Annotated in this window: 10 protein-coding genes; 4 read left to right on the top strand and 6 right to left on the bottom strand. The window is 53.2% G+C overall.

Annotation, left to right across the window (positions count from 1 at the left end; all coding sequences use genetic code 11):
• Nucleotides 1–133: 133 nt before the first annotated feature.
• Entirely contained in the window at nt 134–637 is a 504-nt protein-coding gene (locus tag MTX78_RS21600) for an NfeD family protein (RefSeq protein ID WP_243798246.1), read from the bottom strand.
• 175 nt (nt 638–812) lie between these two features.
• Here MTX78_RS21600 and MTX78_RS21595 point away from each other — a divergent pair, with 175 nt between their 5' ends.
• Entirely contained in the window at nt 813–1,064 is a 252-nt protein-coding gene (locus MTX78_RS21595) for a hypothetical protein (protein WP_243798245.1), read from the top strand.
• A gap of 67 nt (nt 1,065–1,131) precedes the next feature.
• Here the strand turns inward: MTX78_RS21595 and proS are convergent, their stop codons facing one another.
• The gene (gene proS, locus MTX78_RS21590; protein WP_243798243.1) at nt 1,132–2,607 is read right to left on the bottom strand and encodes a proline--tRNA ligase; all 1,476 of its coding nucleotides are present in this window, start codon (nt 2,605–2,607) and stop codon (nt 1,132–1,134) included.
• A 200-nt stretch (nt 2,608–2,807) separates the two neighbouring features.
• Between proS and MTX78_RS21585 the strand changes: the two genes are divergently transcribed.
• Together MTX78_RS21585 and MTX78_RS21580 are read left to right on the top strand one after the other, a co-directional pair.
• Nucleotides 2,808–4,139, top strand: coding sequence for a hypothetical protein (locus MTX78_RS21585; protein ID WP_243798242.1), 1,332 nt, complete (start codon nt 2,808–2,810; stop codon nt 4,137–4,139).
• Nucleotides 4,140–4,204: 65 nt separating this feature from the next.
• Complete coding sequence (locus tag MTX78_RS21580; RefSeq protein ID WP_243798240.1) at nt 4,205–5,716, top strand: OmpP1/FadL family transporter; 1,512 nt, start codon at nt 4,205–4,207, stop codon at nt 5,714–5,716.
• A gap of 110 nt (nt 5,717–5,826) precedes the next feature.
• Here MTX78_RS21580 and MTX78_RS21575 read toward each other — a convergent pair whose 3' ends face one another.
• Entirely contained in the window at nt 5,827–6,819 is a 993-nt protein-coding gene (locus MTX78_RS21575; protein ID WP_243798239.1) for a hypothetical protein, read from the bottom strand.
• Between the two features lie 429 nt (nt 6,820–7,248).
• Between MTX78_RS21575 and MTX78_RS21570 the strand changes: the two genes are divergently transcribed.
• Nucleotides 7,249–8,730, top strand: a complete 1,482-nt coding sequence (locus MTX78_RS21570; protein ID WP_243798237.1) for an energy transducer TonB — start codon at nt 7,249–7,251, stop codon at nt 8,728–8,730.
• A 53-nt stretch (nt 8,731–8,783) separates the two neighbouring features.
• On the opposite strand, the gene MTX78_RS21565 is transcribed toward MTX78_RS21570, so the two are convergent.
• The 3 genes from MTX78_RS21565 to MTX78_RS21555 all read right to left on the bottom strand — a co-directional run bounded on the left by MTX78_RS21565 (nt 8,784) and on the right by MTX78_RS21555 (nt 12,380).
• Nucleotides 8,784–10,226, bottom strand: coding sequence for an aldehyde dehydrogenase (locus MTX78_RS21565; protein WP_243798236.1), 1,443 nt, complete (start codon nt 10,224–10,226; stop codon nt 8,784–8,786).
• Between the two features lie 194 nt (nt 10,227–10,420).
• On the bottom strand, nt 10,421–11,377 hold the full coding sequence (locus MTX78_RS21560) for a glycosyltransferase family 2 protein (protein WP_243798234.1): 957 nt from the start codon (nt 11,375–11,377) through the stop codon (nt 10,421–10,423).
• Nucleotides 11,378–11,633: 256 nt separating this feature from the next.
• Nucleotides 11,634–12,380 carry a class I SAM-dependent methyltransferase gene (locus MTX78_RS21555; protein WP_243798232.1) on the bottom strand — a complete coding sequence of 249 codons (747 nt, stop codon included), beginning with the start codon at nt 12,378–12,380 and terminating at the stop codon, nt 11,634–11,636.
• Nucleotides 12,381–13,062: the final 682 nt, after the last annotated feature.

Raw genomic sequence — 13,062 nt, 5'->3', positions numbered from 1 at the left:
GCGAGTAGGCTCGTTCAGTTAGTGAAAAGCGTTGGGCGAAGCGCTAATGTAGGGTACCCAAAGGGAAGGCTATCAGGCCCACACAAGTGGGGTGTTCCAGGGCGGCGTAAGCGAAGTACAGAGACAGTAGTCTTTATACAACACTTTCCACCACAATTCGATTTTGCTCGATGCGCAGCACCCGAACTTCGGTGCCGGCTGGTACATATTCGCCGCGCGTGGTTACTTCCCGCCGGTTATCCTCGAACAGTACCGTACCCGCTGGCCGTAGAGCCGACAGCGTGCGGCCGGTGGTTCCGGGTAGGACGTCTGGTAGCCGTGCATCCCGCACATGAGAGGTGTTGACGTTGTTGAGTGCTACCCGGCTTATATTTTTCGGTCGCAAGCCAATATACACTAGTACCGCTGTGGCCGCCAACGAGGTTATGAGTAGAACATGACCGGTGCCAGAGCCTAGGTCGCGGTAGCCAAACCAAACACCGGCTGCCAGCAGAGCAAAGCCGATGAGGCCCACCACCGTAGTGCCCGGAATGAAGATAACCTCAACCACCAGAAATAGCAGGCCGAAGAGCAAGAGCAAGGCAATTGTAAGCCAGTCCATAGGCAGTGGTAAGCGGGTCCACACAAGCAGTTCCATAGCAATAGGTGGTTGGAAGTGAAAAGATACGCAGAAAGATGGCGCTGAACATGCTGATATGTAAGTGCAATAGCTAGTAAGAGCGAAAGCTGGTCGGCTTTCAGCTATTGCTAATCGAGAAGAAATATTCCGGTAGCTCCGCTGACTTTCATTCTTGTGGTGCGTAGGCAAGCCTATGATGAAGCAACGTGAAGTAACCGACCAACATTCCACCACCTGGACGTGTGTGCAAGCCTATGCGGGGGTGGAAAGCAGTGCCGCTACCGAGGCCACAAAGCGTAGCGAAACCGAAGCCGGCGATGTGCCAGTTGTGTGCACGCCAAGTGGGGGAGCCCAAACTGTGCGCCTGGAACTGAGCAAAGGCTGGTTTGATACCTTGTCCGACGAGGAGCTGACCAACGCTATTGCAGCCGCTCAGGGAAACTGATTATTGCAAAAAGCCCCGCTACAGCTAGTGTAGCGGGGATTTTCTTGTGTATGGGCGCCAGTGAGGCCTAGTAAGCTCGGGCGAAATACACGCGCCGCTTCGACGGCTTGCCCGTTAGCATATCCACACCATCCTCGTCGGGCTCGGCAAGGGCCATGCAGCGGATAGTGGCTTTGGTTTCTTCTTTGATGCGCTCCTCGGTTTCGGAAGTTCCGTCCCAGTGCGCCACTACAAAGCCACCTTCGCCTTCCAGCGCCTGCTTGAATTCTTCGTAAGTGTCAACGCGGTGGGTATGGGTTTCGCGGAACTTGTGCGCCTTCCGGTAGATGCTCGCTTGAATATCGTCCAGCAAGGCGGCCACGTTGTTTACGATGTCGGCCAGCGGCATATTCATTTTCTCCTTGGTGTCGCGGCGGGCTACTTCTACTGTGCCAGCGTCCAGGTCGCGCATACCAACGGCCAGGCGTACGGGCACGCCTTTCAGCTCCCACTCCGCAAACTTGAAGCCGGGGCGCTCGGTGTCTCGGTCGTCGATTTTCACTGAAATGCCGCGCTCAATCAAGCCCATTTGCATGGGCCGGATGCGCTCCAGCAATTCATCGAGTTGGCCGGTTTTGTAGATAGGCACAATGACCACTTGGATAGGAGCCAACTTGGGCGGCAGCACTAGGCCTTCATCGTCGGAGTGCGCCATCACGAGGGCCCCCATCAGGCGGGTACTTACGCCCCAACTGGTACCCCAAACGTGTTCGAGTCCGCCTTCTTTGTTGGCAAACTGCACATCAAAAGCTTTGGCGAAGTTTTGACCCAAGAAGTGGGAGGTGCCCGCCTGCAAGGCTTTGCCGTCCTGCATCAAGCCTTCGATGCAATATGTGTCTTCGGCCCCAGCAAACCGCTCGTTTTCGGTTTTCACTCCTTTCACCACGGGCAGCGCCATCCATTCCTCTGCAAACTGCGCGTACACTTCCAGCATTTGGCGGGTTTCGGCTACGGCCTCTTCGGCGGTGGCGTGGGCCGTGTGGCCTTCCTGCCACAGGAATTCGGCAGTGCGCAAAAACAAGCGGGTCCGCATTTCCCAGCGCACAACGTTCGCCCACTGGTTGATGAGCAACGGTAGGTCGCGGTAGCTTTGGATCCAGTTTTTGTAGGTGCTCCAGATAATGGCTTCTGAGGTAGGACGTACCACCAATTCTTCTTCCAGCTTGGCGTTGGGGTCAACGCGCAGCTTGCCTGGATTGTCGGGGTCGGTTTGGAGGCGGTAGTGTGTCACAACGGCGCACTCCTTGGCAAATCCCTCTGCGTTTTTTTCCTCGGCTTCAAACAAGCTTTTGGGCACAAAAAGCGGGAAGTACGCGTTCTGATGGCCCGTGCGTTTGAACATGTCGTCGAGGGTGCGCTGCATCTTCTCCCAGATGGCGTAACCATAGGGTTTGATGACCATGCAGCCGCGCACTGCGGAGTTTTCGGCAAGGCCTGCGCGCTTCACCAACTCATTGTACCACAGGGAATAATCTTCACTCCGTTTGGGCAAACCTTTGCTCATGTTTTCAGGTATCTTTGGTCAGATGGAAAAGTTCCGGTTTGGCCTAAAATTTGTCATATCCAAAACGGCACCGTTTCGCCACCAAATTACGTTATAAATAAACTGAAGCCTGACCTTATAGAATGTTTGCTACCCCAAACAACCTTTCGTCGCTTCACTTGCTCTTTACTTCGCCAGCCTTCCTTTTCACGCAAGCAGCCATGAAAAATTTCCTCCCTTCCCTATTGCCCGCCTTGGCCCTGCTTACACTGGGTGGTTGTGCTGGTACTAGCGCCCTCACTACTACGGAGAGTGACGGCGTATATTATTCCTCTAAGGACCGTACCACGCAGAATGCGCGAGCTGCAGTAGCTACCACTGCGCCCGCCGAGGTGCAGTCAGATGATGAGATATCAAATCCTGATTATACGGCGGAAGGCCAGCGAAGCTCTTCTACCGTTACGGAGTCAACTGAATACTACGACGATGACTATGCGTACTCTTCTCGCATTCGTCGGTTTCATCAGCCCTACTACCGTGGATTCGGCTACGGCTACAACGACTTTGTGTATAATGACCCCTTCTGGTATGGTGGCTCATCGTACTACGGCAGTGGTTTCTACGACCCATTCTATGGCCCAGCCTACGGGTACGGCGGCTTAGGCGGAAGCTTTGTTAATATCAACATTGGCTTTGGTAACCCTTGGGGCTGGGGCTACAACCCATGGCGCTACGGACGCGGCTATGGCCTCTACGACAGCTATTATGGCGGAGGCTATGGTGGCTATGGCTACAACAACTACTACAACATCAACAACTATTACGGTGGCGGTGTAGGCACTGTGCGCAACGTGCGTTATGGCGCTCGTACTAGCCGTAGCGGAGAAGCTGGCACCGCGGGCCGTACGGGCACTAGCATCGGTACTGGTAATGTTACTGGCTCCCGGAGCCGTGGCGCACTCGGTGGAGTTGCAGAGCCTACCGGTGGCCGCGCTGCAACGGGTGGCCTGACGGAATCTACTACACTACCATCGAATGGTAGAGGTCGGTCGCGCACTATCCAAGGTGGTACTGCAAACGAGGGGAATCCAGGTGTTATATCACAGCAGCCTACTGATGAAGGCCAGCGTGGATACCGGACAGCCGTAGATAATGCCGGCAACAACATACCACAGCCATCTTCTTACGGTACTCGCAGCCGTCAGCGGGTGGCCGAACGTATTGGAGCCGGTACCGATGCCGCTGCCCAGCCACAGTATTCGCAGCCGCGTCGCAGCCGTTTCAGTGAGTTGAATACCAACCAGAGCGGTGGTGGTCAGACGGCAGACCAGCCAACTCGTCGTCAGCGCACCTACGAGACGCCACAAAGTTCGGAAAGTCCGCAGCGTGCCTATACGCCACAGCGTACTTACGAAGCACCGCAGCGCACCTATGAGGCCCCACAACGTTCTTACGAATCGCCTTCGCGTAGCTCGTCTCCTTCTATGGGTGGCGGTGGCAATAGCGGCGGTGGTGACGGTGGTGGTGGCGGCCGTGGCCGTGGTCGTAACTAATACGCTTGCTGTTCGGAACCTGATTTGTGACGGGCCATCAGTGGCCGCCTTCTCTTCTCCCTAAAATGAAAAACTTGAAATACTGGCTTGCTGTGGCTCTATTGAGCCCAGCCAGCTACACCTATGCCCAATATGAAGTGGATGCCCTGCGCTTTTCGCAGACTCAACCATCCGGCACTGCCCGCTCGCTAGGAGTAGCAGGGGCTAACGTAGCTGTAGGAGCCGACTTAGGCAACTTGGTTACCAACCCCGCAGGACTTGGTCTATATCAGCGTTCGGAATTTAGCTTAACACCAGGATTTGGTGTTGGAAACACGAATAGCCGAGCATTTGGTAACACCACCACTGATGGCCGCAATAGCCTGCATATAGCTAGTCTAGGCGCTGCTTTCACGAGCCGTCGGCCTGATGGTGATACAAATCCGTGGCGAGGTGGCACGTGGGCTGTTGGCTTGAACCGTATCGATGATTTCAATCAAAGCTTCAGCTACCGAGGAACCCCTGGGCTCGATAGAGACCTTTTTGCTTATCTCGGACGTAACCCAACCGAGTCTGAATTAACAGGCTTGGATGACTTAGCCTATGAGGCATTTGTAACAGAGCGCGATAATCAGGGCACTTATATCCCCGAAGATTACGAAGATACCGGCCCGCTCAACCAGACCGAAACTGTGCTGACAACCGGTTCTAAAACCCAGTTTGACTTGGGCTACGGTGCTAACTACCGTGACCGACTTTATATAGGCGGAGCTATCGGCATTGTCAGTACTCGTTTCAACTCTACCAGTACTTTAACTGCCACCGATCCGACACCTGTCAGCAACGCTCCGGGTACGTCTTTTGGTAGCCTCACATATCGTGAAACCTTGGAAACGCGCGGAGCAGGTATTAATGCCCGTATTGGAGCCATTTATCGGGTAAATGACGCGGTGCGATTAGGGGCGTCTGTGCAAACGCCAACGCTATCTACGCTGTCCGAAACGTACACCGAGTCTCTGAACGCCATATACGACAAACCGATTGAAGTGGAAGGCAAAACGTACAACTCGGGTGATGCTACTGCTGACGTCGGGGAGTTTAATTACGCACTAACTTCACCATTTCGCGCGTCGGGAGGTGCTGCGGTTGTGGTAGGCAAGCATGGTTTTTTAAGTGGCGATGTAGAGTACGTGAACTACAGTCAAGCCCGCCTAAGCGAGGACAACACCAATGACCCCAGCGGTGCTAATTCCCGCAACTTCGGCCCCGACAACGATGCTATTCGCGACCTATACCAGTCAGCAGTGAACCTACGGCTAGGAGGGGAACTGCGCTTCGACATCTTCCGGGTGCGCGCTGGCTTTGCTCGCTACGGTGACCCATACAAAGACAGTAGCCGCGACCGGACTCAGAATTACTACACGGGTGGTGTAGGCCTGCGTCAGAACAATTTTTATCTCGACCTGGCAGGGGTATACGGGACTTCCAACCGGTTCTACAACCCCTATATATTGCCCAACGACCCTCAAAACACGCCCGAAGTTGTAGTGGATGCCACTCGCTTCACCACCACTATCACCGCTGGTTTTCTGTTCTAGCCGCTGCTAGATAGTAACTCCGGCTGTGCTGTAAATAGAAGCGCCCATCTCCTGTCTGGAGGTGGGCGCTTTGCTGTTAACGACGCTGTGCTGCTATCAGGTGTGCTGTGTTATTTGAGTATGCGCACTTGCATTCGGATAGCGGGTAGAGGTGCCGTAGGAAAAGATTGAATGAAGATAAGTCCGACCTTTGGGTTAGGGGCTGCGGTACGAAAGGCAATGACTCGGTTGGCTGCCCCTCGGATTTGCAACGCGCTGGTACGAGTACTAGGAGTGGTCTGAATACCAGCTTCAAACGCCCTTGTTATCAGTTCCGGAGTATCAGCTCGGCTAAAGCCAGTGCTATCAAGGCTGGTACTGCGCAACTCCGTAACACGGCGATTCAGCCAATTACCGGCATTCAGCAAGGAGTTGTTCAGGCCCAGAAGATTATCATTCAGTGCGGCCAACGCCCGACCACCATCGCGTAACGGCAGATAAGCTACATCAATCAAGGCTTGATTAGGAGGTTGTTGCCGCAAGGCGAAAGGAGCGAAAGCCAGCCCAGACCGCAGCGACAAGTAGCTGCGAGAGTCGGGGGTTAATGGCGCTGGCAGCAGAATAGTGTAACTATGATAAGCCAGCCGTAGCGAGTCATTATTGCGGAGTGTCAAACGGAAGCTGCGGCTGTTTTTTTTGCCGTTAATATCCTCTGCCGTAAAAACCCAATCCTCCTGTCCTGAGGTAGTGCGGGTGCCTGCCCGAAATTGAAATGCTACTGCTTGCGCCTGAGGCCCCGTGAGCAGCGAGTCTAGAAATACAATAGATGCAGGCTGTTTCGGAATACTATCACGATTATAACCAACGGCGGGATACGCATACGGATAGAGCCCAGGTAGGTAATTTACAGTAATACTCAACCGCTTCAGGGGTGCTTCTGTGCCGTCTCGAGTATCGACGAAGACGCGCGTAGTAAATGTATCGCCAGGAATGCTGCTTACACGGCTAAAGGAAAGAAATCGGTTGCCCCCCACCAAATCAATGCGAGGGCCAGACTCAGGGTCAGGATTGCAGGATGTCAGCAGGGCGGAAGCTAACAGAAGCAGAAACAAATAAAGGCGCATAGTAGCAGCAAAGGTCGGAATTTAAGGCTGGGCCCCATCGGACTTTGCAAACAAAGTCGCGCTATGCAAGTGCAATGGAGGTTCATAGGAAGTCTTGCCTATCGACAAGAAGTCGGGAGGTAGTGCATTGTCTTTGCTTAACGATAATGTTGCGCATCCATTTTCTTCACCAAGCAGGAAATTTCAACCCAGACATTGGAGAGGAGTAGCTTATGCCATATTACCTGGAATATATGATCTGTCGACTCCGTTGGTGTTGACACATAAGCTGAATGTGGCAATAGAATGCTCTTTACAGAACTGCGGATGCTGCTTGGAAACGGTAGGAATTTGATGCTGAATATGGCTTGAGTGTAGTTTTCAATAAATAATTATAGGATTGATGCAAGAAGCGCATGGACCTTCTAAAAATTTGCCGTAGTTCGCGGTATGGTCGTGTTTCGGACGTTTTTTCTGCCTGCTCTTAGTGTTGGTTTGCTACTTATCAGCGGCTGCCAACCCGATAAGCCCACCCGTACGGAGCAAGCCGCTCCTGCTCTTGCTGATATACTCAACCTAGATTCGTTGGCTGAACCAGTGGGAACCGCGGACACAACACCCGTGCGGCGCGACTGGCACCGTCTTACTAAGCCTACCAATCCGCGCGCGCCGCTTGTTGTCTATCGGAGCACCCAGCGAATACCAACCGGGCTTGTTGCCTCCACTCCGCCCGGTGAAGCCACGCTGTTTGATGTAACCCGCAAAGCCAGTGAATACTTTCAGATTGACCCTACCAAAGCCGCGGAAGTACGTGGCCGGGCAGGTACCGTCCTACGCCTGGCAGCCCAAACCCTAGTAGATGCCAACCAGCGCCCAGCTACCGGTCCGGTGTGGGTGGAGCTGAAAGAGTGCTACACCGCAGCCGAAATGGTGCTAACCGACCTCGCAACGCTTACAACCAACAACGAACCACTACAAAGCAGTGGCATGGTACTCGTACGGGCTACTGCTGCGGGGCAGCCTCTGCAACTAGTTGCCGGCAAAACCATGCGCCTGGAAATGCCTGCTTCCAAAGGCCATTTGCTTACTGGTATGGAGCTATACTATGGGCAGGGCGCCGCACCCGTGCGGTGGGTGGCTGCTCCCAAGGCAGCGGCTGTTGCTGCCACCGAAACCATTTTCACGGATGCCCAACCGATGCCAGCTTACGGCCGCGGACCAGCCGACATCAACCAGCTCGTTCGGTATCCTCGGGAGGCGATGGTAAGCCAGGTACAGGGGGTGGTGTTTGCCTCGTTTGTGGTTGATGAAAGCGGACGAGTGCAAAAGCCCGTGATTCTGCGAGGTATCGGGCATGGCTGCGACGAGGAAGTGTTGCGGGTGTTGCGCCAAACCTCGGGGCACTGGACGCCGGGGCAGCGAAATGGCGAATTCGTGAAGGTGAAGATGGTGCTGCCTATCCGCTTCTCTTTCAAGCCCGGCCAGCTTAGTTTTGACAGCAGCCAGGTTAGCCTTACGGCTAGCACTGAGCCCACATCCGAACCGGCAATTTCTGAACCCGCACCCGACGCACCCCCCACTGACCGGTATGTGTTCAACTGTTCACAGCTGGGCTGGCTGAACATAGATCGGCCTTTGAATAGCGGTACGGCCATGCTAGTAGCTTCTACTACTCCGGATCAAGCAACCACAGTGCGGCTGCTATTGCCAGGCACCACCCCAAGTGTGCTAACGGGTAAGGCAACGGACGACGGTTTTCAATTCGAAAATCTGCCAGCTGGCCGCCGTGCAGTGCTAGTGGGTTTGCGCTATCAGGGTAGCGTGCCTTACCTGGCCTGGCAGGAAACCACTACCGGCCAGGCATCTACTGCTCCCTTGGAGTTCCGCGAAACCACGCTAGAGGAATTAGAGCGGCGGCTGGACCGGCTTTAGCAGAAACGCTACGTGAAGCAGCCAGATACGAGGAGCCGAACGAGTGTTTTTTGTTAGAGCTTCACCGTAATACTCTGGGGTTCTGTAAAGAAACGAAGTGCTTCCACCCCCCCTTCACGGCCAACGCCAGAATTCTTCATGCCACCAAATGGCGTGCGCAAGTCTCGGTGCAGCCAGGTATTCACCCATACAATGCCAGCTTGCAGCGCGTGTGCCACGCGGTGCGCTTTGTTTAGATCTTTGGTCCAGATAGTGGCTGCCAATCCGTATTCGGAACTGTTGGCCCAGTGCAGCGCGTCGTCTTCCGTATCGAAAGGCGTGAGGGTGACTACAGGGCCGAATATCTCCTCCTGATTGACGCGGCAAGTAGGAGCCAAGCCCTCAAAAACAGTAGGTTGCAGAAAGTAGCCAGTGGCACAGCGACCTTGCAGCCGCACCTGCTGCCCGCCGGCCAACAAGGTGCCGCCTTCTTCGTGCGCCAGCGCTATGTAGCCTAGTACTTTCTGCAGGTGAGCTTCACTGACCAATGCTCCTTGCCGAGTGCTGGCATCTAATGGGTCTCCCACAGTAAGGCTCGCCACACCTTCCAGGAATTGCGCTTTAAACTGCTCGTAGATAGCTCTTTCAATAAAGATGCGCGCCCCACACAAGCAAATCTGGCCCTGGTTAGAGAAGCTGCTACGAAGACTGGTTTGCACTGCTTCTGCCAGGTCGCAGTCGGCAAAGATGATGTTCGGGTTCTTGCCGCCCAGTTCCAGAGAGAGTTTCTTGAACAGCGGCGCTGCCGTACGGGCAATATGCGCACCGGTAGCCGTGCCGCCAGTGAAGCTAATGCCTTTGATGCCAGGATGCTCAACTAGGGCTTGGCCTACCTCAGGCCCAGTACCATGCACAATGTTGAGTACGCCCGCTGGCAATCCAGCTTCTATGCACAGCTCACTTAGCAGAAATGCAGTGTAGGGCGTGATTTCCGAGGGCTTGGCTACCACGCAGCAGCCCGCAGCCAAGGCCGGGGCTATCTTCCACGTAAACAAGTACAGCGGTAAGTTCCAGGGAGAGATGCACCCAACTACGCCCAGCGGGTGGCGCACCGTATAGTTAAGCGCTACGCCTTCCTGAAAATGTGTTTCCGATGCAAAATGTTGAGCGGCGGTACCAAAAAAAGCAAAGTTGCTGGCTGCCCGCGGAATATCCACACTACGCGCTAAACTCACCGGTTTGCCGTTGTCGAGGCTCTCAGCCTGTGCCAGCCTTTCTAGATCCCGATCAAGTAGTTCGGCAATACGAACCAGCAGACGGCCCCGTTCCTCTGCGGGCATTCTACGCCATGTGGGCAAAGCTGCTTCTGCCGCCACCACTGCCTGCTCCACGTCAACAGCCGACGAGGCTGGGACCTGGGAGTACACCAAACCAGTAGCCGGCTCAGTAGTAGGAAGGTAGCGGCCGGCAGTTGGCGGCACCAACCGACCGTTGATATAGTTTGCGAGTTGAAGCACAGCGTAAATAAGCCTTAATGACCTACAGCAAGGTAAAGAAGCTGCGCGTATTCCCTCTATAAGCCGTCCTTACTCAAGCTGCCACACCTTGCAATTACTCCGATTTGTTTGTCTCAACTTGCTGGTTGGTACACGGATAGTGCGTGGTATTATCGGCCTAGTGCCTAGTACACAAATGCATAGCAGCTACCTGCTTATTGGAGTTCCTTGGTTGGCTGCTGTGTTTTTCGGGTGATGTTGGTGTCCGAGATGATATAGAGCGGGCGTTGGCGCACATTGGCAGAAAGCCGGGAAATATATTCTCCAATAATACCTACCGCAATAAGTTGTACGCCGCCCAAAAACAGGATGCTGGTCATCAAAGACGGCCATCCGGGCTCGTATTCTTTGGTTACGAAACGTGAATACAAGGTGTACAGCAGCACCAAGAAAGCCACTCCTGATACAATGAATCCGCTGATGGTGGCGGCTTTGAGAGGCGCGTCTGAAAAGGCAGTAATCCCGTCCAGTGCCAGCTTGATCATTTTGCTGTAGGTATAGCCGGTTTCGCCACCTGCTCGCTCCGCGCGGTCATACTCAACGTACGTTTGCCGGTAGCCGATCCAGGAAATCTGGCCCCGAATGAACTTGCTTTGCTCGGGCATTAGCTTCAGGGCATCTACCACTTTGCGAGAAATAATACGAAAATCACCGGTATCCACCGGGATAGAAATATTAGTGATGCGGGCAAGGATGCGGTAGAAAAGCTTGGCCGTGAATTTCTTGGCAACACTTTCTCCCTGTCGGGTCCGGCGCTTAGCATACACTACCTCATGCCCCTGTTGCAGTTTCTGGTAGAGCGGCACAATCAACTCTGGGGGGTCCTGTAAGTCGGCATCGATAATCACTACTGCTTCGCCTACCGATAAGTCAAGCCCGGCCGTCACGGCAATCTGGTGACCAAAGTTGCGGCTGAAATCTATGTATCGTACCCGCTCATCATGTGACGCCAGTTCCTGCACCAAAGCCAATGAGCGGTCCTTCGATCCATCATTGACAAAGATGAACTCATAGCGTAAGTGCATTGGACCGACAACCCCGCATAGCCGCTCATAAAGCGCCCGGATATTATCCTCTTCGTTGTAGATAGGAATGACAATGGAAAGATCCATAGGACGGGACAACGGTAAGTGAGAACTTTGAGCGGATTCTTGTTGAGAGGTTAAAACGGAGCGTAGATAACAAAGCACACGCCGTTTTTAACTTAAGATGAAATTGCCAAGTAACCTTCACCAAAGCTTGCCTAGTACAAGCTGCCGGGTAGTGCTAAGTACGACATTCGTATAAAGGGCTCAGTACAACAATGCGGACTAAGACAACCTTGACGTTAGATGAGTAGTTACTTTTATGGCCTTGCCAATGAGAAATCTAACGTTTGCGGCCTAACGCAAATACACTGACTCCCACCGGAAATGAACCATATTTTAGAAACGTATTCTCGGTCTTCAGCAACCTACTAAACAGGCTATTAAGCCAGCCAGGAAACTGTTGCAAATCACCAGTGTCCGCAGTATCGCTGACGGGGCGGGAGTACACTCGTTTGGCTAGGCGCACCACTGAAGCAGGAAAAAACAGTGTGGAGTTCCAGTAGGAAGAACGCTCTACTTCCAAATCAGCTTGTTGTAAGACCCGCCGCAGGTGAGCTGCTGTGTAACGACGGTAATGATGATTGACTTCGTCGTGGTGCGTCCACAGCATTTGAAAGGCCGGTACGAATACCAGCATACGGCCACCCGGCCGGAGTACGCGCGTCCATTCGCGCACTGCCAATTCTTCGTCTTCAATATGCTCCAGCACATCTGAAGCCAACACAAAATCAAAGGAGGCGTCTGCAAAATCGAGTTTTGCTCCGTCCATCACCGACACATTCGGAACGCCACGCTGCTTGGCTAATGCAATGGCATTCTCGCTAATGTCAATGCCTGTTAAACTGGTGTAACCGTCGGTGTGCAAAATTTGCTGTAGGGGTCCTGCTGAGCAGCCAATTTCCAAAATGTCGGCTTGAAGAGGCACTTGCATGCGGTGGATCAGCTTGCGTATAGCATCACGGCGACCAGCAAACCACCAATGTTGTTCTTCCAGTTGATGATACTTTTGCTCGTAAGCCAGATCCATGGGGTGGTGTGAGAATGCGAAGAAGAAATGCGCGTAATGCTTAGTGAAAGTGAATGATGGTGCACACAGTATGTATCTGCCTTGCAAGAAGTTAAGCTAGTGTATATAGGGCAAAGTGACAACGAAGAGGAGTAAGCGTAGCTTGATTCGCTAAAGTGGGCACACATAAGATTCCCAGCCATCAGCTACACAAAAGTACTGACTACGGCCCAAAGCTTCAGGATACAACAAACGCTACGTTTCGTTAGCGGCTATTTGCTCTCATGTGCATTGCATGCAACACAGAAATAGGTCAGAGACTAGCTTTAATTACCTAGTTTTGCGGGTAACTCTTACACCATCTTATCTGCTTTGCATTTAAGCTCTGTTATTGTCGCTAGTAAAAAAAACTGTGCTGAATTATTTTTAATCACGAATCTATGGCTATCGAGCAGACCGTGTCGCAAGTCGTGTTTGGGCGTAGCGGCTGAGCTTGGTTGACATGACGTTATTGTGGTGGAGATTGTGATTCTATACTTATGAGGGCATGTTGCTGCGTCAGAATAGTATTCTGATAGAAAGTAGATTCTACAGGGAGAAGGTGAGAAGAGGCTTTGAAATGATAAAAGAATTCGCAGATCTGTTGAGTTGGCAATTTATTCCCAACACATTATGCCGACGAGCCTGTGTGTGCCGACGAGGT

This window comes from Hymenobacter tibetensis, from assembly GCF_022827545.1.
In the GTDB taxonomy this organism is placed as follows: Bacteria; Bacteroidota; Bacteroidia; order Cytophagales; family Hymenobacteraceae; genus Hymenobacter; species Hymenobacter tibetensis.
The sequence above is the reverse complement of the archived record's forward strand: the minus strand, read 5'-3'. Positions and strand labels throughout refer to the sequence as shown.

Coding starts and splice junctions, on each gene's coding strand:
- MTX78_RS21600 (WP_243798246.1), bottom strand. CDS start 637: ATGGAACTGCTTGTGTGGACCCGCTTACCACTGCCTATGGACTGGCTT.
- MTX78_RS21595 (WP_243798245.1), top strand. CDS start 813: ATGATGAAGCAACGTGAAGTAACCGACCAACATTCCACCACCTGGACG.
- proS (WP_243798243.1), bottom strand. CDS start 2,607: ATGAGCAAAGGTTTGCCCAAACGGAGTGAAGATTATTCCCTGTGGTAC.
- MTX78_RS21585 (WP_243798242.1), top strand. CDS start 2,808: ATGAAAAATTTCCTCCCTTCCCTATTGCCCGCCTTGGCCCTGCTTACA.
- MTX78_RS21580 (WP_243798240.1), top strand. CDS start 4,205: ATGAAAAACTTGAAATACTGGCTTGCTGTGGCTCTATTGAGCCCAGCC.
- MTX78_RS21575 (WP_243798239.1), bottom strand. CDS start 6,819: ATGCGCCTTTATTTGTTTCTGCTTCTGTTAGCTTCCGCCCTGCTGACA.
- MTX78_RS21570 (WP_243798237.1), top strand. CDS start 7,249: ATGGTCGTGTTTCGGACGTTTTTTCTGCCTGCTCTTAGTGTTGGTTTG.
- MTX78_RS21560 (WP_243798234.1), bottom strand. CDS start 11,377: ATGGATCTTTCCATTGTCATTCCTATCTACAACGAAGAGGATAATATC.
- MTX78_RS21555 (WP_243798232.1), bottom strand. CDS start 12,380: ATGGATCTGGCTTACGAGCAAAAGTATCATCAACTGGAAGAACAACAT.